This is a genomic window from Photobacterium sp. GB-1, assembly GCF_003026165.1.
Classification (GTDB): Bacteria; Pseudomonadota; Gammaproteobacteria; order Enterobacterales; family Vibrionaceae; genus Photobacterium.
The window spans coordinates 225,325-248,086 of sequence record NZ_PYOB01000005.1; the positions used below are offsets into that span (position 1 = coordinate 225,325).

The following is a 22,762-nucleotide window of genomic DNA, read 5'->3' on the forward strand; positions in this document are numbered from 1 at the left end:
AAAAATTGTATAGGTAGGTGGCTTTATGACAATTTCACGTGTCGATACTGTTTCCATTCCGGTTTCGGATCAAAATCAGGCTTTGAAGTTTTATCGAGATGCACTTGGTTTTGAATTGATCCGAGATCATTGTTCGAATAATAAAAAACGCTGGCTGCAATTAGCACCAAGAGGTGCAGAAACGACAATCAGTTTAGTGACGCCATTTGGCGGAATGGAAGCAGGTACAGTGCAAGGTTTAGTCGTACAAACGGATGATATACAGCTAACACATAAAGAGCTCAAGCAACGTGGTGTATTATTATCAAGTATTGTTAATTTAGTCGGTGGTAAGTTTGCTACGTTTAATGATCCCGATGGAAATGGCTGGGTATTGATTGAAGCTTCTGCAAAAATGTATGCTTGAACCACGAGCAATAATATTGCCCGTGGTTCGTTTCTAATTAACGGCTAGAAATCGTTGTCACTAAAGTATGTGACTGTTCAGGCGTTAGCTCAATACTTGGTTGGTGGATTGTTGATTCCACGCATACCATAGTTTCAAAACTATTATCAGCCATATCACCCATACTAATGGATAGAGCTTGCCAAGGGTTCCAAATTACAGCAGCATTGTGACCTTCGTTAGTGACCAAAATTTCACGATTATTGTTTTTATCATTAATCGTGATAGTGGCTTCTGGCTGAGTATATACACGATCAGTTTCGCTGTTGAAGGTCAGTGTAGAACCACCTTCACACGCTTTGCCTTGCTGTGTGCTATCAAGGTAGTTTGGCCCCATTCCTGTAATATCAATATCGTTAATATTGGCAATATCAAAGTAAGTATGCAATGCGCCGCTGTATGACCATGGTTGATTGTCGGTATTAGTCGATGTCAGGCTTACTTTGAGTTCTTGACCGATTTCAAACGTTAAGACGTTTTTAAACTTATGCGGCCAAATCGCATAGGTTTCTTCATTATCTTCCAGTGCTAGGCTGACAATAACGCCGTTTTCATTTTCACGGTGTTCTAATAATGACCACTGCGATGTGCGGGCAAAACCATGAGATGGGGTACCAGCTTGACCAAACCAAGGCCAACAAATTGGAATACCGCCACGTACCGCTTTTGACTGATCAAAAATGGCCTTTTCACTTAACCAAATAATGTCTTTTTCACCTTGTGGTTTAAACCATAACAGGTGGCCACCATGCAGTGAAATTCCAGCTTCAGCAAGAGGGTGGATCACTCGAATGATATTAATCCCTTGATATTCACAAACTGTGACGTTGTCGGATAAAGCGTTAACAGTAGAAAGTTGACGTAGGTTCATCTTCATTCCTTAAAAGTTAAAAGCAGGAAGTGCTTATTTGTTTAGCGTTTATTCGTGCATTAAACATTAAGCAAAAAAACACTTATTTTTCGCTTTAAAATATCAAAAAATATGAAAATTAATTTGTTAAAGCAGTGAAGAGTTCTGATCGTTTTTTGTATTGTACTAGATATAAAAAAGGCGCCGCAAAATGCGCCGCCTTTTTAATTGCTTTCAAAGAAAGCGAGCTAATTGCTTACATTACTTAGAGATGTGAGCGATTAGGTCTAGAACTTTGTTTGAGTAGCCGATTTCGTTGTCGTACCAAGATACAACTTTAACGAAGTTATCAGTTAGTGCGATACCAGCTTTAGCATCGAATACTGAAGTTTGAGTTTCGCCGATGAAATCTTGAGAAACAACTTGATCTTCAGTGTAGCCAAGAACGCCTTTTAGAGCGCCTTCTGATGCTTCTTTCATAGCAGCACAGATAGCTTCGTAAGATGCACCGTTCTTAAGGTTAACTGTTAGGTCAACTACAGAAACGTTAGCAGTTGGTACGCGGAAAGCCATACCAGTTAGTTTGCCGTTTAGCTCAGGAAGAACAACACCTACAGCTTTAGCTGCACCAGTTGATGATGGGATGATGTTCTGAGAAGCACCACGACCGCCACGCCAGTCTTTAGCAGAAGGACCGTCAACAGTCTTCTGAGTAGCTGTAGTTGCGTGAACTGTAGTCATAAGACCAGATTCGATACCGAACTTGTCGTTAAGAACTTTAGCGATAGGCGCTAGACAGTTAGTAGTACAAGAAGCGTTAGAAACGATATCTTGACCTGCGTAAGTGTCTTGGTTAACACCCATAACGAACATTGGAGTTGCGTCTTTAGATGGACCAGTAAGAACAACTTTCTTAGCACCAGCAGTGATGTGCTTACGTGCAGTCTCGTCAGTTAGGAAAAGACCAGTTGCTTCAGCAACAACGTCAACGTTGATTGCATCCCACTTAAGATCTTCTGGGTTACGTTCAGCTGTTACACGAACAGTTTTACCGTTAACGATTAGGTTACCGCCTTCAACTTCAACAGTACCGTTGAAACGGCCGTGAGTTGAATCGTACTTAAGCATGTATGCCATGTACTCAACATCGATAAGGTCGTTGATACCAACAACTTCAATGTCGTTGCGCTCTTGCGCTGCACGGAAAACAAAACGACCGATACGGCCGAAACCGTTAATACCTACTTTAATTGTCATTACAGTTGCTCCACAACTTAATTTCTAATGAAAGATAACTGGTAGTAAAATTACATAATACTACGTGACCCTGCAAGCAAAAAAATCGTTTATATTGCTTAAAATCAAAAAAAAGATCGGATTTAATTTACATTTTGACTACAACGGCGGTAAATCATACAAATACTGTGTGATTTAACAGCGGCGTAATTTTCAATTTTATATCGCTGATAAATACATTAGACGGTTTTTCTTTAAACTGTGAATTTTTAAAACAGCCATATGTGTTACAGTCTTTATAAATAAAAAATATATTTTGAAAAGTAATATTGAGGGAAAGAAGGGAAGGGTGTGATGAAAAATAAACCTGATACTTATTGGCAAGAGAAATTATCAGCAGAGGCTTATCAAGTTTGTCGACAACAGGCAACTGAACCTCCCTTTAGCGGTACGCTTCTTCATAATCATAAAACAGGTATTTATTCATGTGTCTGTTGTGATTCCCCACTGTTTTCTTCAGCGAATAAGTATGACTCAGGGTGCGGTTGGCCTAGCTTTGATGCGCCTATTGATAACGATTGTATCACTTATTTAGAAGATAATAGTCATGGCATGCAGCGCATAGAAATTCGCTGTAAGCATTGTGATAGTCATCTTGGACATGTTTTTACTGATGGCCCGCAAACAACAGGTGAACGTTACTGTGTTAATTCTGTTTCTCTAATTTTTGCAGATGAATAAAACGTATGAGTGACGGTAATATATAATTATTGACCGTCGCTGAAATAAATATCTAAATATAACGCTTAAAATTAAATAAGTTTAATGATTAAATCTTGTATGTATCAATTATAAAATTATTTGATATTTGCAATAAAATTTTAATTAATCATTTTTCGTTCATAGCTGCCATTTTGTAAATTATCTAAAATATTGACTGCTTTTTTATTTAAAACCTTCTGTTCATCTTCTGTTAATAAAAATAGGTTGGCGATATTTTTGGCCTCGACTACAGGCATATTCATATCATTAGCAATTAATACCCAGATATAAGCTTCCTTCAGTTTTTTTTGCTGCTGAGATAAGGTTGCCAATGATTTAATAATATCTTGGTTTACTGTTTCATTTTTCTTATAGAGTGAAAGTGCATGATGCAGTAATTGATAGGTTTTATCCTTATCTTTGCTGATGTAGTAGCTGGCAAGCGCAAGCTGAAGATCCGGGGTTTCTAACTCCTTTTTACCTTCGAGAGCGAGAAATTGTTGTTGTGCTTGTTCATCACCTTGACTCCAACGGTAGTAAATAATCTCTGGATCGGTCGACAACGATAGCTCTTTGTTTAGGCGTGTTACATTGTTATAGCTATCGTAGAGTGCGTTCATGCGAATAGTCTTTCGATCTTTTAGCTCTGTTGGTTCAATACGAGCGGCATATTCCAAGCAAAAAATGTACTTTTGCGTCGCTTCAAGCTCTTTAAATTTTTCTTGGTCGGTTGGATTTTTCAACACATCATAACGTTGCCAAATTAATCCTGTTCGTTGAATACGACATTGACCATCATTGACGTTGAGCTGGGTACACAATTCAGGATAACTTTCACATAAGCTATCTGTGGTACGGTGTCGTTCAAAACAGCCAGTTAATAATAAGCTCATACTGATCGTTGTGATAAGACGTTTAGTACTGTTTAAGAGCAACCTTGTCGGCACTACTCTTTTTGATGTTTCTATAATTGCGGAGTAATACGCCATAGTGACCTACATGTTGGTTACGAATAAGGATAAATATAACGATGTCATTTGTTGTTATCGACGGATGATCTCGAAAATGGTGAATTTATTTTGATAGAGCTATCAACCTGTGATCGCTATTACAGTTTGAGGGGAAAGCGTTGACTGTTATTACGTATTTTATAAGCTACAGCGATGTACTTAAACAAGCCTGTTAGTATCAAAATGAGGAGTGGATATGGATGTGTCGCAATTATTGAAGGCTATGACGCCAGAAGTTTTTGAGCGGATATCAACTGCAGTAGAAACCGGAAAGTGGCCTGATGGTTCAGTATTAACGGCTAATCAAAGAGATTCTGCTATGCAGGCTGTGATGCTTTATCAGTCTCGCCATAATAGTGATGCGCAACATATGACGGTTGCAGCCGGTGGCGAAATAAAATTTAAGAGTAAAGCTGAATTAAAACGTGATTTTGCGACTCAAGGGACTCTTGGAAAGTCGCCAGAGATAGCTCGCTTTGAACATGATGATATCTAACATTAGACTTTATCATGCAGGTTAGGCCATATCATAGCTTCGCAATAGAAACTTTGTAATTGATGATCTTCTTCTGACACAATATTGGCTATCCATGGCTCTTGCTCTATACGGTGTAGATAGTGGTGTAGAGTAGGATAATGGGGTTGCAATCGTAGCCCTGCCATCCATCCCGTTCTAAAAATACTCCAGATACTTATTTCAGCCATTGAGAAATGATCGCCAACATACCCTAGCTCGGGGAGTTGCTCTTCAAGGTAATTCAACACATTAGGAAGATGATGAGTAAGGCATTGAGCCACTGCTTCTCCATCACACGACTTATCTTGCATTTTATCGCGCAATACTTTTTGGTAAAACAAAACGCCACCGAGTAATGACGTGACACGCGTTGCAGCATAAGCTTCAAACCAACGAATTTTCGCTCGTTGTTTAGCGTCGCCCGGATAAAGTGGGGGAACGGGGTAGGTATCGTCAAGATAATGGGCAATAACGGTTGAATCAATGATTGTTGTATCGTTATGTTCAAGTACAGGGACTTTTCCCATTGGGTGGCGTTTGTGCGCAAGCTCTTTTTCTAAAAAGGGGTTGAGAGGTTGGAGTTCATAACGTATCCCTTTGTAATTAAGTGCCAACATGATTTTTCTGACGAAGGGCGAAATAGAGGCACCGTGTAAAATCATCATTGTTTCAACCCATGAAGGTAGATTGCTATTAGCTGTAATTGTAGTTCGGTTGGAAAATTTTGGGGGAGTGGTGTTTTTATTTTATGATAGCTAAAAATAAAAAAGAGCCCGTTCGGCTCTTTTCGTTATTAAACAAGTACTGCTAACTTACAAGGTTAACTCACCACGGAGATCTTGCTGCATCAGCGTGCGCATTGTTTCTATCGGTAAATCTTGGCTGAGTAAGTAATGTAATTTAGCCAATGCCGCTTCAGGTGTCATATCATAGCCACTTAGCACGCCAGCATCTGCTAGCGCACAACCCGTTGCGTATCCACCCATATTAACTTTACCTGATAAACATTGGGTTAAGTTCATGACAATCACACCGCGACTCGATGCTTCTTTTAACTGATCTAGCAGCTCTTTATTTTGAGGCGCATTACCTACGCCAAAAGTCAGTAGGATCATCGCATTTACAGGTTGGCGTAGGGTATTACGTATAACCTCTGGTGAGATCCCTGGATACATGGTGATCACACCAATAGGCTGTGGCGTAATGGTGTGAACTTTAAATTCACCGTTCGGTTTTTTGTTTAATTCCGTTCCGCTATTAACGGTTATGTTAATGCCTGCTTCTAATAATGGTGGCAAGTTTGGTGAGATAAACGCGCCAAAACCATCGGCATGAGCCTTAGTACTGCGGTTACCACGGATCAGTTGGTTGTTGAAAAAAACGGTCACTTCATTGATCGGGTAATTAGCCGCAATGTGTAACGCATTCAATAAGTTGCTTTGACCATCAGAGCGAAGTTCAACTAACGGGATTTGAGAGCCGGTGACAATGACAGGCTTATCTAAATTTTCGAACATAAAAGATAAAGCAGAAGCGGTGTACGCCATAGTATCTGTGCCATGAAGGATCACAAAACCATCATACTTTTCGTAATTATCTTTTATATCGTCGGCAATGCGTTGCCAATCCGCAGGTGTCATATCTGATGAGTCGATTAAAGGTGAATACTCATGGATAGTGAACTCAGGCATTTCTGGGCGATGGAATTCTGGCATGCTAGCTAATTGCTTTTGCATAAAACCTGATACAGGAATATAGCCATGATCAGATTTTTGCATACCAATGGTGCCGCCAGTGTAGGCGATATAAATATGTTTTCTTTCCATTTTTAAGCACAGAGTTAACGGTTGGTGTGCGCATTATACGCAAACTGTATGAAGATGCGAGTTAAGCGATTTTTAGAGTGATACTTATTGCATTGAAATGTGAACTAAGATTGATGTGCTTATCTTTTGAGTTATTGCGGTTTTTATCACTAATGTTGATTGGCTGGGTTATTTAAGCGTTTTTGCATAATAAAAAGCTCGACATATCGCCGAGCTTTTTAATTATTGGTTGCTGATAACGTTTTTGTTACTAGTTAACGGTGCTGCAATTTAAGCAGAACGCATAACGACCATTAGGATCGTTAAAGTTACTAAGAGAAGTCAGATCTTTTGCAACTTTAGTCACTGGCGCTAATGCATTTGGCGTGTCACCAAGAACCATTGCCACAACCTGTGCTTTTACTTCACCTGACATTTCTTTAAAGAATTGCTGGATAGGAGAAAGAGGCTGTTGCATCCACACCAATTGGTAATCATCTACTTTAGCGAGCGACACCGCTTCCGTTATTGCAGTATCAAAGTCACCGAGTTCATCGACTAAACCACGTTCTTTCGCGTCCTTACCTGTCCATACTCGGCCTTGGGCAATTTTATCTGCTTGCTCAAGTGACATATGGCGGTATTTGCTGACTAAACCAATAAAGCGCTGGTAGCCATTATCAACCCCAAGCTGGAAAACTTTGCCGACATTTTCAGGTAGAGCACGTGTTACGCCGACACCTGAGAAAGGAGTCGTTCCCACCCCATCACTGTAAACGCCTAGCTTTTCTAAGCTTTTTTCAAATGTGGTTAAAATCGCAAAGATACCAATAGAGCCGGTGATCGTTGTTGGTTGTGCGATAATTTTATCGGCACTTGAAGAGATCCAGTAACCACCTGATGCTGCAACACTCGACATCGAAACAACAACAGGTTTCCCCGCCGCTTTTAAGGCATCGACTTCATTACGGATCACTTCAGAAGCAAAGGCGCTGCCTCCTGGGCTATCGACACGTAAGATCACAGATTTAACATCGTTATCAAAGCGAGCTTTGCGAAGTAGTGCTGCAATCGTGTCACCACCTGCTGTACCTTGACTACTCTTGCCATCAACAATGGCGCCACTTGCAACAACGACAGCTACTTTGTTATTGGATGGTTGTTGATCATCAACCAGCATCGATAAGTAATCGTAGTAGCTGATCTGTTTAAAGCTGTGCTCACCGTTATCACCAAATTCTTTGATTAAGATTTGGCTTAATTGAGGACGGGTTACCAACTCATCAACAAGACCCATTTTTTTACTCAGTTGAGCAAAATCGCCATTAACAGCAGTGAGTTGTTCAACAAAGCTGTTCATTTCAGGCGTCAATGATTTAGCATCGATATTGCGGTTTTTCGCCACATCGGAGGTATAAGCATCCCATAATTGATCTAACCAAACCGTATTGGCTTCTTTTGCTGCGGCTGACATGCCATCACGGATATACGGTTCGACAAATGATTTGTAAGTACCGACACGGAAAACGTGAGTAGTGACATCTAGCTTTTCTAATAATGTTTTATAGTAAAGCGTATAGGTGCCATAACCCGTTAACATGATACCGCCATCAGGTGACATAAAGATCTTATCGGCATAACTTGCAAGGTAGTATTGGCTTTGACTGTAATGACCGCCATAAGCATAAACAGGTTTACCAGATGCTTTAAATTCTTGAATGGCTTTTGCAATGTAACGCAGTTTTGTCAGGCTCGTTTCTGGCATGTTTTTAAGATTTAATACAAGGCCAGTGATAGAGCTATCGGTAGTTGCAGTGCGGATGGCTTCGACAATATCGAATAAAACGTTTTGTTCAACAGGTGGTTGCCCCATCACATCACTAATAACGTTATCTAATGGATTATCATAGTTTTTCTGCTCAACAATCGGGCCTGATAGGTTTAGTACCAGCGCCGATGCTTCTGGCTTTTCAGCGTTATCATCGTTATCACTAAAAGCAAAAATAATGGCACCTACAATCAGTAGGAAAATTAAGTTAAGAATAAACTTACGGGCAAAGTTGATTAACTTCCAGATTGTTCTGAAAAACGCTCCAATCCCTTTGAATATGGCTTTCATGGATGCTCTCTTTAATGATTCTTGAGACATATCGTATCGTACTCATTAACTAATTTCAGTAAATTTACTATTAAGAAGAGATATCAAAACAAGGTATTGAATAAATAGCCGTATTGTTAGTCATCCAAGGCATAAGAAAAGTGCGCGAAAGCACAAATGTTAACTTAATGTAAACAAATGTTTGAAATGGCATAACAGGGTTAATATACTGGTCAGACCATAATAAAAAGAGAAGCAAAAGCCATGGACAATAAAGCATACCCTCATTTGTTAGCGCCATTGGATCTTGGTTTTACTACCCTACGAAACCGTGTGTTAATGGGCTCTATGCACACAGGGCTTGAAGAATCACGAGATGGATTTAAAAAATTATCTGCGTTCTATGCCGCACGTGCGCGTGGTGGTGTAGGATTAATTGTCACTGGCGGTTTCTCTCCCAACTTTCGTGGGCGACTACATCCGTTAAGTGCTGAATTTAGTTCATCACGTGCAGCTCGGGCACATAAAAACATTACAGATGCAGTACATAATGAAGGTGGAAAAATAGCGCTTCAGTTACTACATGCAGGGCGCTATGCAATGTCGCCTTTTGCAGTGAGTGCCTCTGCTATTCGTTCACCTATTTCTAAATTCACCCCAAGTGAAATGTCTGAACGTCAGATTTTAAAAACCATCAATGCTTTTGCAAAAAGCGCCGAGCTTGCTCGCGAAGCTGGCTATGATGGGGTTGAACTGATGGGATCAGAAGGCTATCTGATTAATCAGTTCATCTGCCAGCGTTCGAACTTACGTTATGACGAGTGGGGTGGGAGTTATGAAAATCGAATTCGTTTCCCACTAGAAATTGTGAAAGCGGTTCGCGCGCGAGTTGGACGTGACTTTATTATTATCTTCCGTCTTTCAATGCTGGATTTAGTCGAGCAAGGCAGTACTCATGAAGAAGTAGTAATGCTTGCAAAGGCTCTAGAACAAGCTGGTGTAACCATTTTAAATACCGGCATTGGTTGGCATGAAGCACGTGTTCCGACGATTGCCACGCAAGTCCCACGTGCCGCATTTGCTTGGGTTACAGAAAGGCTTAAACAAGAAGTCTCTATTCCTTTAGTTACCTGTAATCGTATTAATACCCCACAAGTGGCTGAAGATATTCTATCGTCAGGGCAAGCTGATATGGTATCGATGGCACGACCGTTCCTTGCCGATCCTGATTTTGTCGAAAAAGCCGCGCAAGATCGTGCTGATGATATTAATACGTGTATTGGATGTAACCAGGCCTGTTTAGATCATGCTTTTGTTGGTAAACGTGCGAGTTGTTTAGTTAACCCTCAAGCGTGTTATGAGACCGAACTGGTATTAACCCCGGTAGCACAAAATAGAAAAGTGGCGATTGTTGGAGCTGGACCTGCTGGAATGGCGTGCGCTGTTGCTGTTGCAGAGCGAGGTTTTACCGTCGATGTATTTGAGAAAAATGACCACGTTGGTGGGCAATTTAACCTTGCGATGCAAATACCAGGAAAAGAAGAGTTTAAAGAAACGATTCGTTATTTTACTCGTCGTTTAGAACAAACAGGTGTAAACGTAAAACTTGGTTATGCTGCAACGGAAGATGATTTAGCTAACTATGATGAAGTGATTATCGCAACGGGGGTTAAACCGCGTATTCCGCCTATTCCTGGCGTCGATAATCCTAAGGTTATCGATTATCAAACTTTGATTAGAGATAAAGTACAGTTAGGACAAAAAGTCGCTGTTATTGGTGCTGGTGGTATTGGGGTTGATGTATCTACCATGCTAACAGAGCCTGAAAATCAAAATCTTGATCAATGGCTTGAAGAGTGGGGGATTGATAAAACATTGACTCATGAAGGTGGGTTATTGCCACATGATGAATACATTAGCCCGCGACAAGTATGGTTAATGCAGAGAAAACCGGGCAAAGTCGGTAAAGGTCCGGGCAGAACAACAGGCTGGATCCACCGTAGAACATTAGAAAAACGCGGTGTTGAACTGCTTGGTGGGGTTAGTTATGACAAAATCGATGATGCAGGTTTACATATTACTGTTGAAGGACAATCTCGAATATTAGATGCCGATAATATTGTACTTTGTACAGGTCAAACATCGGTTGAAGAACTGTCAGAAAAGCTCACTGAGCAAGGCATTAATGTTCATGTGATTGGCGGTGCGGATGTTGCCGGAGAGGTAGATGCTAAACGGGTAATTCGTCAAGGTGTTGAATTAGCTGCAAAGCTATAAACAGTAATTAAAGCATTATTGCTCCAAAAGGTGAGGTTTATATCTCACCTTTTTTATATTATTAAAAATAAAAAACTGTAAAAAGCTATTTAAATAGATTTATTACTATTTTTATTTAATTGTCATACTTATGTGTTTTTTTTGATTGTGGGTTATATTTCATTAATTATTATGATGTTGGTCATTAAAAACATACATAAATACTATGCAATGAGTTTTTGTGATTCTTATTTGGTATAGTTGTTATCATTTATTGACTTATGAATATTTAAATAATGCCCTTCTATAGATGTAAAGCTTTACAAAATGTATGTTTAGTTGGTTTTTTTTGTCTGTTTTTTCTCTCCGGTTGCAGTATGCCTGGAATGCATTTGAATATAAAAAATAAAGAGATAAAAAACACTAAAAATGAATCTATTTTGAACAAGGTAAATATTTATTATTTAGATAGTAGTGTGATAAACAAAGTAAGAAAAAAAGAAGTAAAAGCTAAGACGAATGAACAGTTACAAACAGATATAAACAATTATAGTTATATTGTTGGACCCACTGATGTATTAAATATTACCGTTTGGAATCATCCAGAGCTAACAATTCCGCAAGGACCGGAACGTACACCTGAAGAGGCGGGTACTCGCGTGCATGCTGATGGGCGTATTTTTTATCCTTATGTTGGCTTTATTCATGTTGCAGGACACAAATTATCTTATATACAAAGTGTGTTAACAAAGAAGTTAGCGAGATACATTGAAATGCCACAAATTGAAGTTTCAGTGGCAGCTTATAAATCAAAACAAGTTTATGTAACAGGTTCAGTGAAGCTTCCTGGAGAGCAAGCTATTACAGATAAGGCATTAACATTATTGCTTGCTATTAATAAGGCGAGGGGTTTTAGTATTGATGCTGATTGGCATAATGTTACTGTAACAAGAAATAATAATGTTATTCATTTATCGGCTTACGATCTTATTCAAAACGGCGATTTAACTCAGAATATATTATTAAAAAATAATGATATTATACATATAGCTAATAATGACGATTTAAAAGTATTCGTAATGGGGGAGGTGAATAACCCCCAAACGCTTCAAATTGACCGTTCAGGAATGAATTTAACTGAGGCGCTCAGTACCGTTGGCGGGATTAATGAAATCAGTGCTGATGCTGAAGGTGTCTTTGTTATTAGAATAAATAAAGAGGATAAAGAGGATAAAGTTGCAGATATTTATCAACTGAATATGAAAAGTGCAGCAGCTATGATTATTGCCAATCAATTCGAATTAAACCCTCAAGATATAATCTATGTTACCGCATCACCAATGGGAAGGTGGAATAGAGTGATGGCGCAGGTTCTACCAACCATTACAAACTTTACCACACTCACTCAAGGTGTGGATTATTATACGGATCTTAAATAACATGATTAAATTAGGGATGAAATAAGAATGGATAGTAATAGTAATTTAAATCATGATGAGATTGATCTAATATATTTATTTAAATCAGTTCTTGAATCTTGGAAGCTAATTTTAAGTATCACGTGTTTTTTTACTATACTAGGTGTGCTCTATGCGAAGTCAACACCTTTAACTTATCAAGCGGTAGCAAGACTACAAGTAGAGACACAGCATCAGCATTTAGATTTTCACGTGAATGATATTTCAAACTTATTTATATCACAGTCTACAGCAAATACAGAAATAGAGATTATTAAGTCTCGTATGGTGCTGGGGAGAACTGTTGATAATCTAAATCTAACTTTATATTCTTCACCCATATTTACGCCTATCATAGGTAAAAAGATAGCGTATTTTTTAGGTGATGTGCCTGAGATTAAAGTTTCACTATTGATAACACCTGAAAATGATAATAAATCAAGTGGTAATAGAGGTGGTGAGTATATTGTAAAAATAAGTGATGCTAAGAAAGGGTTATACGATTTCTTTAATAAAAATAATGAACTGATTTTCTCCGGTGAAGTTGGAAAACTAGTAAATAAAAATGGATATCAGTTACTTATTTTACAGCTGAATGGTGAGGTTGGGCAGAAGTTTATCATTAAGAAACTTAATCGTTATAATACGGTATCATCTCTTAGAAAAAGCTTATCTATAAAGGAGTCTGGCAAAGACACGGGTATTTTACAGCTCTCATTAGTAGGTAGTAATCCTCTGCGGATGGAGACTATTTTAAATGATATCGCTAATAATGAGTTGGCACAAAATATCGATCATAATGCGCTAGAAGCAGCTAAAAGTTTAGCTTTTATAGAAAATCAGTTACCTGAAGTTAAACAAGAGTTGGATATTGCTGAAAATAAACTAAATGCATTTAAAGTGTCTAGCGATTCTATTGATATGGATTATCAAGCTAAGTCGACACTTAATATTTTAGCATCAGTTGAAAGTAAATTAATTGATTTGGGTTTCAAAGAGTCTGAAATATCTAAATTATATACCAAAGAGCATCCTGCATATGTTTCATTATTACAACAACAAAGGACACTACTAAAAAGAAAAGCTGAATTAGAAAATGAAGTTAGCGCTATGCCTAAAACAAATCAAAAAATAATTACGTTAAATCGTGACGTGATGGCAGCTCAACATATATATATATCGCTTATTAATAAAGTTCAGCAATTAAGAATAAGTCAAGAAAGCACAGTTGGTAGTGTAAGATTAATTGACTCAGCAGAAACGTCACCAGTTCCAATTAAACCTAAAAAAGCCCTTATCGTTGTTCTCACTACCTTACTTGGTGGGATGCTTTCTATTGCAATTGTTTTATTAAAGAAAACTGTTATGAGTGGTATTGATGATCCTCGTCAAATATCATCGTTAGGACTTCCTCTTTATGCAACTGTGCCATACTCCGTTAATCAAAGTAAATTACTTAAAAAAAGTAAAAGCAGTCGTGAATTTAATGAAGAGGGGATGTTACTTGCGTGTCTTTATCCTGATGACTTAGCGATAGAGGCAATAAAATCGTTACGAACAAGTTTATATTTTTCAATATCTACTGCGAAAAATAAGATAATAATGATTTCAGGTTCAAGTCCTGATCTTGGTAAGTCATTTTTATCGAAAAATTTAGCCATAGTATTTTCTCAAGCTAAAAAGAAAGTATTATTTATTGATACTGATATGCGAAAAGGAAAGAGTACTAAAGTATTTAATTTAAAAGGTAAAAATGGACTTTCTGAATATTTAAGTTATCAAGGTAATTTAGATGAAATTGTACAAAAAGCTAATGTTGATAATTTAGATGTTATTTCTTGTGGTTGTATACCCCCCAATCCTTCTGAGTTACTAATGGGAAATAGGTTGTCTGAATTAATGGAGTGGGCTAATGAAAACTATGATATTGTTATTGTAGATACCCCATCATTATTAGCTGTGACTGATGCAGCATTAGTTGGTAAGTATGCAGGGGCTAATTTCTTAGTTGGTCGATTTAAAAAGACATCTATACATGAAATTGAAGTAGCAAAAGAGCGATTTAATCATGCTGGCGTAGAGATCACCGGCTTTATACTTAACTCGGTAGAGAAAAAAATCAGTAATACCTACGGATATTATAATTATAGTTATGTTGATAAATAAATATTTTTAACTAGCGAAGTCCTAAATATCCTTTATTATTTTACTCTACGGTTACTTTCACATATTTGATGTATGCATTTCTTAAACGTTGAGTGTTTGCTTTGAAGTAAGCAGGAGAAAGTCGGCCACGGTTCTCATATTGACGAACAATATTATGCTGAAGATCCGATGAAGCTCCTAAACCAGAGTTTAAGTTATTGTGGCTTTCACCGACGCGTGTTTGCAATGAGTATACAAACTGATCGATACCACGTACCTGAGCATAGTTAGGCTTCATATCACGCCAAGGTGTTAATGGGATGGCAATACTAACGGCAACAAAGTCTTCATATTCACTACTACCTTTTGCTTTCGAAGTTAGGTAGTTAATACTTAATTTAGTATCTCCTAACCAGTGACTAGAAGTTACACGTGCACCGACATCACCTTGGAAATATTCGCCTGCTTGAAGGCCTAATTGCCAGTTATATTCTGGAAGTGAATAGGTATAGTTAGCTAATACACTTTGTTTATCTGCAATTTTTCTTCCTCGAGCATCATATTCGTCTTTAGATATGAATTTACTCGCTTCAAAACCCAGCATGTGATCGCCTTGTGGTGAGTACCATTGTGTTTCATTTATCCCTCCCCAGTAGCCGCCCATCATGTAGCCACCACTAAATTGAGTAATGATATTTTGTGGCAGTTTAAATGCTTGATGAAGAAGTGCACGGTCAAGCTTGTTTTCAAACGCTTGTTGATGCCATAAGCCACCTTGGTCAAAATCGTCACTATTATCAATAGGTACCATATAACGCAGATCAACAGCGGCACCTTGCCATAGTGGGGTATAAAGGTTGGCAGCAAGTGCGAGAGAATAATCAAAGAAGCCATATTCTGTTGCTGTTCGGTGATTTAATGCGGGAGATAAAATCACTTGGCTACGACCAAAACCGCTATTCATGGTTTGGTATAACCAAGTCGTTTGGTCAAAGTTAGGCTTTGCACTTATGGTGTTAAAGCTAAGTTGCTTACAAGGGATATCTGATTGAATAAATTCACGATAACATTGTGTTTCCGTGTTTACTGCAAACATTGGTAATCCGTTAGTCAGTAAAATTAGCTCAACATTTTGTTCTTGTTTTTGTTGGATGTTAGCTTTGCCATTTGATTTTTTGATGAGTTTAGCAAGATCACTAAAGGCACCGTCGCCTGCTTTGCTAGCAATAATACCCAGAGCAACACCTACACCATCTATTTGGTTATGGTTATAACGGCGATTTTCTAACGCAATAACCATTTTATTATTACGATAGCCGACATTTAAATTAACAAAGCCTTCTTCTTTTAACGCATTGATTAAGTTTGCAAGGCTTGCAGTACTCGCTTGCGCTAATTGTTGGTTAATCTTTTTGGCTAATTGCTCATTCTTGTTAATGGTAAGATTAAGTGCTGTATTATCGTTATAACCCATTAAAGGAACAGAAAAATTAACGCCCCATACATCCTGCTCACTGTGTTCATGCTCTGTATAAACTTGGTAATCAAGGCTCAACTGACTGCCCCAAGGTAATAATCCTTGAGGTGTGAACAACTTAGCATTGCTGTTAAATTCAGTTGCATCGTATTCAGCTGTTAATTGTAGGAATGACAGAGGTTGCCATTCAGCACCAGCAAAAGGGCCATTCATAATGCCATTAGCAAGTACTGAACTGCCGTAACCACCACTCAAACGTAGTGATAAGCTGTCAAAGGTTTTATCAGCCACAATATATTTAGTATCAAAATTATTGGCAGCGCCACCAATATCTTGAGCACCAATAGCGACATTGAACCCTGTAAAGTCATAAACATAAGGCAGTTGAAATTTTGCTGACGCCGATAAATCACGTAAACAATCTTTATCTTTGGTAGTGTAGCCATTACAACTGTAATTTTTTACAACTATACGACCACCCACTTCTAAGTTTGGAAATAACCCTGTAGCGAAAAACCAGTTGTCCCACTGTGAAATATTATTTCTAAATGGAATTCCTTGGTGAAATGAAAGGCTAATGTCGCCTGTTTTAATCACTTGAGCATTAGGGGTAAACATTAATCCGGTATAACTTTGACTTGATGGGAGAATATCAACAGATGAAGCGTGAACCTGTGGTGAGGTGAATGCTGCCAATATGCTTAATGTTAATAATGAATGAGGCATAGAAGGGAGTGAATTCATGATCGACTTCCGTGTAGCAAGATAAAAATATCGCATATAAAAGAAACAACAAAAGGCACCCGAAGGTGCCTTACTTTCTTATAGTAATGATTAGTTACCAGTTCCACCGCCTGATGAACCATCACCACCGCCAGTACCACCACCAGTACCACCAGTAGGAAGAGCATCTGGATCTTCTGGTCTATCAGGTTCTTTTGATTCTGCTGGTTTTTTGATTGCTTCATCTAAAGCAGGGATATTTTGAATTTCTTCTATTGTCTCTGCTTCTATAGCGGTGTTAAATGTATTCTCATCGGCTAAAATTTTAGCTAACTCAACATGAACAGGCTGACCATCTTTACTTGTGGGGTAATTTGGGTGCTCTGCTAATGTAGATTCTGCAAGTAATTTAGTGACTTTCGTTACATCATCAGTTGAGGCATTTGGCTGTGCGGCTAACGTATCAGCAAGAATATGTGTTGTAGCAATTAATTTACTATAAATATTAGTGAAATCAGGGTTTTTAGCTAATTTCTTAACTGCACTGTCAGTATCTCTTAATAGCTCATTAACAGAAATGCCAGTCGTATTCGCGATTTCACCTAAACCTAAATCTTCCAGTATTTGGCTTGCCGTTGCTTCGTTGTAAGTATTATCACCAAGTTTGTTAGTAATCAGCGTTGTTAATGGAGAAGCTGTTGCTGCCTCACCTTTTTTGAACAATCCTTTAGGGGCTTTTAGTTCTAAAGTTGGTAAATATTTACCATTAGATGTGTCTTGGGGAACAACATTACCGTCAGGCTTAAATGTGAATGAGCAGTTTTCAGGTGCATTAACGAATGCCTCACCGGTTGTTTTCACGAAACCATCATAGTTGGTTAAACCGACAACCTTGTTACCATTTCCACAGTTATAGCTTCCCTGAATACCCCAAATTGCACCATCAAAAGCTTGTACTGATGCTGATGTGACTTCAGGTGTAACGCTGTTGTTATTGTCACTACCACAGCCCGCGATGATAACGCCAGCAATGATGGTTGATAATAGTTTGATCTTCATATCTATTCCTTATTTATGAAGCGATATATTTAAATAAATGACTAATGGGATTATTCAGTTATAACTTGCGTTACCGTTTCAAGATCAAGCGATGGTGAGATGATGTCGACACGGCGATTCTGCTCACGACCTTCCTCGGTTTGATTTGATGCTACAGGATCTGATTCACCACGGCCTTGAGCAATAATACGTGTACTATCCATATTCAGATGTTGGCGAAGCGCGTCTGCAACAGCTTCTGCACGCTTAATGGATAAGGTTTGGTTATAAGCTTCAGAGCCTCGACTATCAGTATGACCGACAACATAAATTTTTGCCGCATCTTGCTCCTTTAAGCGCTGTTCAAAAGGTGCCAGTTTTGCCGCGTCACCTGTTGTGATGGTGCTGCTATCAAAAGCGAAAGGGACTGTAAGCTTAAGCTCTTCAAGCGTGGCTATTGTGACTTGATTAACATAAACAGGTTCTTCAACAACAAGGGGTTCTGGCGCGCCCCAATGAAAAGCTAAACCTAAGCCTGCAAAGTGAATATCAGGGCCAGCAACATCGTTGTAGTATTGGTACTCTAAACGAGTCGAAACATCTTTATTAATGAAATACTCAAGGCCAGCTCCCGCTGTAGGTGACCAACCATTATCACTGTTGGTTACCCCAGAACCAATTGCATTCCAGTCGTAATAAAAAGCACCCGCTTTAGCGAAGATATCAACATTATAAGAAATCGCATAAGAGAACTTAGTGACAAGGTCAGCACCTTGCGCTTCATAACTCCCCTGTTTGTTATCTAGTTTGGCATTACCTAAATGGGTGTAGCCCGTTTCTAAAGCAAACCAAGGTGTGATTTGATAACCTGCAAAAACACCACCGGCAAAATTAGTATCTTTTAATTTTGTAACAGAGGTAACAGCATTATCCATGTTTGTAATGTGGCTGGCACCTATGCGCGCGCCGACATACAAAGGGTTATCTGTTGAGGCATGTACGGAATTGGATACAACTAGAGCAAAGGGGATCATTAAAATGATTTTGTTCATTATTGCCACCGTATTTTAAAGAAATATTAATAGATGTTGGATTGTATGGTTGTGGAGTATATATTTTGTTGCATATAGTGGCGAATGTATTTTTTTGCTTCGTTAGTTGTTTCACTGAAAATTGATAACGAAATCACATTGAAAAATATATTTAATAATCTTCAAATAAAATCAAGATGTATTTTATTTTGTTTTTTGTCAGTGGCTTATGGTTAAAACTGTATTTTGATTGCAATAAAGTGCGATGTGTGACGCGTTTCTTATTATTTGGTTGGTATGACTGTGTGTTAATGAATTATCATGCGGAAAAATCATCTAGGTTGGGGGGACTTACTACCTTCATTAAGCTAATTTCAAAGCAAATGAGGAGCTGTAACCTTAGGGCGGTAGCTTACTTTTTTGTTACTTAAGTTAGACATTTCTGTTTTTGTTTATTTTCTCTCTGTGAGCTCATCATGACGTTATCAAGAAAAATCATATTTACAGTATCTATTACATTACTACTTTCTGGTTGTAGTGTTCCCGGTTCTAATATCAATATAGATAATAAACAAGTAATAGCTGCAGAAGTTGAAGGTTCTTCGTTAGATAATATAAATGTCTATCCATTAACCGCCACAACGGTAAGCCAATATAAAAACTCCCCAATTTCAGCGCGTACCAATCAAATGCTTGAGAATGAATTAAAGTACTATGAATATCACATTGGTCCGGGAGATATTTTAAATGTCACTATTTGGGATCATCCTGAACTAACGATTCCAGCAGGCTCTTATCGAAGTGCGAGTGAGGCGGGTAACTGGGTACATGCTGATGGCACTATTTTTTATCCTTATATCGGTAAAGTAAAAGTGGCAGGTAAAACCGTTACCCAAGTACGTAAGGAAATTGCCCGTCGATTAGCCGCTTATATTGAAGCACCACAAGTTGATGTAAATGTCGCCTCGTTTCGTTCTAAAAAAACCTATGTTACGGGTGCTGTAAAAAATCCTGGGCCGCAAGCAATAACCAATATTCCATTAACACTACTTGACGCGGTGAATAAATCGGGTGGTTTAGCAAAAGATTCTGATTGGCGTAATGTAACCTTGACGCGAAATGGCAAAGATCAACAAGTCTCTTTGTACGCTTTAATGCAACGTGGTGATTTAACCCAAAACCGTTTATTACAAGATGGCGACATCGTTCATGTGCCAAGAGATGACGCGCAAAAAGTCTTTGTGATGGGTGAAGTGAATAAGCCGCAGTTGTTAAAAATTGATCGTGCAGGCATGAGTTTAACAGAAGCACTCAGTAATGTGGGTGGCATTAATGAATTAGAAGCCGATGCGACTGGGGTCTTTGTTATTCGTTCTAAAGAAACCGCCAAGCCTAATGATCCTATTGCAGACATTTACCAGTTAAATATTAAAGATGCGACTGCACTTGTTATTGGAACTGAGTTTGATTTAAAGCCTTACGATATTGTGTATGTAACGGCAGCGCCAATTGCGCGTTGGAATCGTGTTATTAAACAATTACTACCGACGATTACCGGATTTAATAGTTTAACTGAAGGTGTTAATCGTTTTGTCGATTTGAAGTAGATAAAACGCCGAATTTTAAAACAGCAGTTAAATAAACCTATATTGACTCGAATGGAAAATGATTCATGAGTTTAGCTCAAAATTTAACGAACAAAGCGACACCTAATAATAGTGATGAAATAGATCTTGGTAAGCTATTTGGAATATTAGTTGATAACCGTTGGAATATTATTGTTCTCACCTTACTCTTTACTTTTATTGGTATTACTTACGCACTTCTTGCAACACCAATTTATAAAGCCGATGCCTTAATTCAAGTGGAACAAAAAAGTACAGGTATGCCAGCCCTTGGTGGCGATATGGCTGATCTTTTTTCTTCCGAATCAACAGCCACCACTGAAATAGAAATTATTAAGTCTCGTATGGTATTAGGCGAAACCGTCGATAAGCTGAACTTAACGATTGTTGCTACGCCTAATTACATGCCCGTTATCGGAAAAGGCTTGGCAAGGCTTACAGGAGACAGCGAATCTATTGCTATTTCTCGATTCCTTTTACCCGATTCAGCGCTACAAAGTGGTTATGTATTAACGGTTACTAACAGTAAAGACGGTGATTACATGTTAGCAAATGCTGATGGCCGAGAAGTACTAAAAGGACAAGTCGGAAAGCTGGCTGAAAATAAAGGTATTAGCTTATTAGTCACCGATTTGAGCGCAAAAAATGATGCGACGTTTACTTTAAGCAAAATTAGCCGACTGGATGCGATTCAAAGCTTACAACGTGATTTATCGGTGAGTGAGCGAGGAAAGCAAACAGGTATTCTTCAGCTTTCAATGACAGGGGAGAATCGCACTAAAATAAAAGAAATATTAAATGACATCAGTCAGAATTACTTTTTACAAAATGTAGAGCGTAACTCTGCCGAAGCTGAAAAGAGTTTAGTGTTTTTAAAGAAACATTTACCTGAAATTAAAAGCCAATTAAATAATGCTGAAGACAAACTTAATCATTATCGTCAATTAAATGAATCAGTTGATCTTAATTTAGAAGCAAAATCAGCGTTAGAAGTGATGGTAAATGTTGAATCACAGTTAAATGAACTTACGTTTAAAGAAAGTGATATTTCACAGCGATTTACGAAAGAGCACCCAGCATATATTGCTTTATTGGATAAACGTAAAACCTTACTATCAGAAAAAGCACGCTTAAATAAACGTGTAGAGAAATTACCGAAAACACAACAAGAAATTTTACGCTTAACCCGTAACGTTGAAGTTAATCAGCAAATTTACGTTGAATTGCTAAACAAAGTCCAAGAGCTAAGCATTGTAAAAGCGAGTACTGTCGGTAACGTGCGTATTTTAGATTCAGCACAAAGCTATTCACAGGCAGTGAAACCGAAAAAAGCCTTAATTGTGGTTCTTGCAACACTACTAGGCAGCATGTTGTCGGTTGCTATTGCTTTACTTCGTACAGCGTTCCATAAAGGGGTTGAAACGCCAGATCAAATTGAAGAAATTGGCTTACCTGTTTATGCTTCAATTCCATTATCTGACTCACAAACCGAGCCACTGAAAAAACAAAAAGGTAAAAACTTAACGGTAGAGCAAACCTTGTTAAGTGTTTATAACCCCGCCGATTTATCGGTTGAAGCACTACGAAGCTTACGTACAAGCTTGCACTTTGCGATGATGGAAGCAAAAAATAATGTGCTAATGGTATCTGGCCCTAGCCCTAATATTGGTAAATCGTTTGTATCTGTAAACCTTGCCTCAGTGATTGCAAAAGCGGGCCAAAAAGTATTAGTGATTGATGCTGATATGCGAAAGGGCCGAATGGAAACACAATTATGTACAGATAATAAACCAGGCTTGTCTGATTACTTATGTGGCAAACAAGATTTTAGCCATGTTGTTCGTGAAACGGATGTGAACGGTTTAGAATTTATACCTCGTGGTGATACGCCGCCAAATCCATCAGAGTTATTAATGCACCCACGTTTTAAAGCATTAATTGAGTGGGCAGGGCTGCATTACGATATGGTGATTGTAGATACACCGCCTATTTTAGCGGTAACCGATGCTGCTATTGTTGGCGCCCATGTAGGAACCACCTTATTAGTGGGTCGATTTGAACAAAATACCGTTAAAGAAATCGAGGTTGCCAAACAACGCTTTGAACAAAACGGCATTGAAGTGAAAGGCTTTATACTTAACGCCATTGTTCGTAAAGCAAGCAGCACCTACGGCGGAAATTATGGCTACTATAATTACAGCTACGACAGTAAGTAGCTTTTTAATAGCTTTAGAAAGTCGTAAGTTGTTGTCTTATTATGATTAATATCCGTTTGAAAAATGAACGT

At 38.4% G+C, this 22,762-nt stretch carries 17 protein-coding genes; 8 read left to right on the forward strand and 9 right to left on the reverse strand.

Annotation, left to right across the window (positions count from 1 at the left end):
* Positions 1–25 precede the first annotated feature (25 nt).
* Positions 26–406, forward strand: coding sequence for a VOC family protein (locus C9J45_RS08195; RefSeq protein ID WP_107206096.1), 381 nt, complete (start codon positions 26–28; stop codon positions 404–406).
* A 37-nt stretch (positions 407–443) separates the two neighbouring features.
* Here C9J45_RS08195 and C9J45_RS08200 read toward each other — a convergent pair whose 3' ends face one another.
* Both C9J45_RS08200 and gap read right to left on the reverse strand, forming a co-directional pair.
* On the reverse strand, positions 444–1,316 hold the full coding sequence (locus C9J45_RS08200; protein ID WP_107292407.1) for a D-hexose-6-phosphate mutarotase: 873 nt from the start codon (positions 1,314–1,316) through the stop codon (positions 444–446).
* A 240-nt stretch (positions 1,317–1,556) separates the two neighbouring features.
* Complete coding sequence (gap, locus tag C9J45_RS08205; protein WP_105059727.1) at positions 1,557–2,552, reverse strand: type I glyceraldehyde-3-phosphate dehydrogenase; 996 nt, start codon at positions 2,550–2,552, stop codon at positions 1,557–1,559.
* A gap of 333 nt (positions 2,553–2,885) precedes the next feature.
* Between gap and msrB the strand changes: the two genes are divergently transcribed.
* On the forward strand, positions 2,886–3,272 hold the full coding sequence (gene msrB / locus C9J45_RS08210) for a peptide-methionine (R)-S-oxide reductase MsrB (protein ID WP_107245799.1): 387 nt from the start codon (positions 2,886–2,888) through the stop codon (positions 3,270–3,272).
* A gap of 140 nt (positions 3,273–3,412) precedes the next feature.
* Here the strand turns inward: msrB and C9J45_RS08215 are convergent, their stop codons facing one another.
* Positions 3,413–4,186 (reverse strand): DUF2989 domain-containing protein, encoded by a 774-nt coding sequence (locus C9J45_RS08215; protein WP_107245800.1) that lies wholly within the window; start codon positions 4,184–4,186, stop codon positions 3,413–3,415.
* Positions 4,187–4,499: 313 nt separating this feature from the next.
* Between C9J45_RS08215 and C9J45_RS08220 the strand changes: the two genes are divergently transcribed.
* Positions 4,500–4,799, forward strand: a complete 300-nt coding sequence (locus C9J45_RS08220; protein ID WP_107206100.1) for a YeaC family protein — start codon at positions 4,500–4,502, stop codon at positions 4,797–4,799.
* 2 nt (positions 4,800–4,801) lie between these two features.
* On the opposite strand, the gene C9J45_RS08225 is transcribed toward C9J45_RS08220, so the two are convergent.
* The 3 genes from C9J45_RS08225 to sppA form a co-directional block, all read right to left on the reverse strand.
* The gene (locus tag C9J45_RS08225) at positions 4,802–5,485 is read right to left on the reverse strand and encodes a glutathione S-transferase family protein (protein WP_107260126.1); all 684 of its coding nucleotides are present in this window, start codon (positions 5,483–5,485) and stop codon (positions 4,802–4,804) included.
* A gap of 147 nt (positions 5,486–5,632) precedes the next feature.
* Positions 5,633–6,646: an asparaginase gene (gene ansA, locus C9J45_RS08230; RefSeq protein WP_107206102.1), complete on the reverse strand. Its 1,014-nt coding sequence runs from the start codon at positions 6,644–6,646 to the stop codon at positions 5,633–5,635.
* A 250-nt stretch (positions 6,647–6,896) separates the two neighbouring features.
* Positions 6,897–8,744: a signal peptide peptidase SppA gene (gene sppA, locus C9J45_RS08235; protein WP_107206103.1), complete on the reverse strand. Its 1,848-nt coding sequence runs from the start codon at positions 8,742–8,744 to the stop codon at positions 6,897–6,899.
* A gap of 243 nt (positions 8,745–8,987) precedes the next feature.
* Here sppA and C9J45_RS08240 point away from each other — a divergent pair, with 243 nt between their 5' ends.
* The 3 genes from C9J45_RS08240 (at position 8,988) to C9J45_RS08250 (ending at position 14,602) form a co-directional block, all read left to right on the forward strand.
* Positions 8,988–11,000 (forward strand): NADPH-dependent 2,4-dienoyl-CoA reductase, encoded by a 2,013-nt coding sequence (locus tag C9J45_RS08240; RefSeq protein WP_107292408.1) that lies wholly within the window; start codon positions 8,988–8,990, stop codon positions 10,998–11,000.
* 275 nt (positions 11,001–11,275) lie between these two features.
* On the forward strand, positions 11,276–12,418 hold the full coding sequence (locus C9J45_RS08245; RefSeq protein WP_255418451.1) for a polysaccharide export protein: 1,143 nt from the start codon (positions 11,276–11,278) through the stop codon (positions 12,416–12,418).
* Between the two features lie 27 nt (positions 12,419–12,445).
* Entirely contained in the window at positions 12,446–14,602 is a 2,157-nt protein-coding gene (locus C9J45_RS08250; protein WP_107292409.1) for a polysaccharide biosynthesis tyrosine autokinase, read from the forward strand.
* Positions 14,603–14,642: 40 nt separating this feature from the next.
* Here the strand turns inward: C9J45_RS08250 and C9J45_RS08255 are convergent, their stop codons facing one another.
* The 3 genes from C9J45_RS08255 to C9J45_RS08265 form a co-directional block, all read right to left on the reverse strand.
* Complete coding sequence (locus C9J45_RS08255) at positions 14,643–16,802, reverse strand: YjbH domain-containing protein (RefSeq protein WP_107292410.1); 2,160 nt, start codon at positions 16,800–16,802, stop codon at positions 14,643–14,645.
* 90 nt (positions 16,803–16,892) lie between these two features.
* The gene (locus tag C9J45_RS08260) at positions 16,893–17,840 is read right to left on the reverse strand and encodes a hypothetical protein (protein ID WP_107292411.1); all 948 of its coding nucleotides are present in this window, start codon (positions 17,838–17,840) and stop codon (positions 16,893–16,895) included.
* Between the two features lie 50 nt (positions 17,841–17,890).
* Positions 17,891–18,871, reverse strand: coding sequence for an OmpA family protein (locus C9J45_RS08265; protein ID WP_107292412.1), 981 nt, complete (start codon positions 18,869–18,871; stop codon positions 17,891–17,893).
* A 455-nt stretch (positions 18,872–19,326) separates the two neighbouring features.
* Here C9J45_RS08265 and C9J45_RS08270 point away from each other — a divergent pair, with 455 nt between their 5' ends.
* Positions 19,327–20,457: a polysaccharide export protein gene (locus tag C9J45_RS08270; RefSeq protein ID WP_107292413.1), complete on the forward strand. Its 1,131-nt coding sequence runs from the start codon at positions 19,327–19,329 to the stop codon at positions 20,455–20,457.
* 65 nt (positions 20,458–20,522) lie between these two features.
* Complete coding sequence (locus tag C9J45_RS08275) at positions 20,523–22,691, forward strand: polysaccharide biosynthesis tyrosine autokinase (RefSeq protein WP_107292414.1); 2,169 nt, start codon at positions 20,523–20,525, stop codon at positions 22,689–22,691.
* The last annotated feature ends 71 nt before the right edge of the window (positions 22,692–22,762 follow it).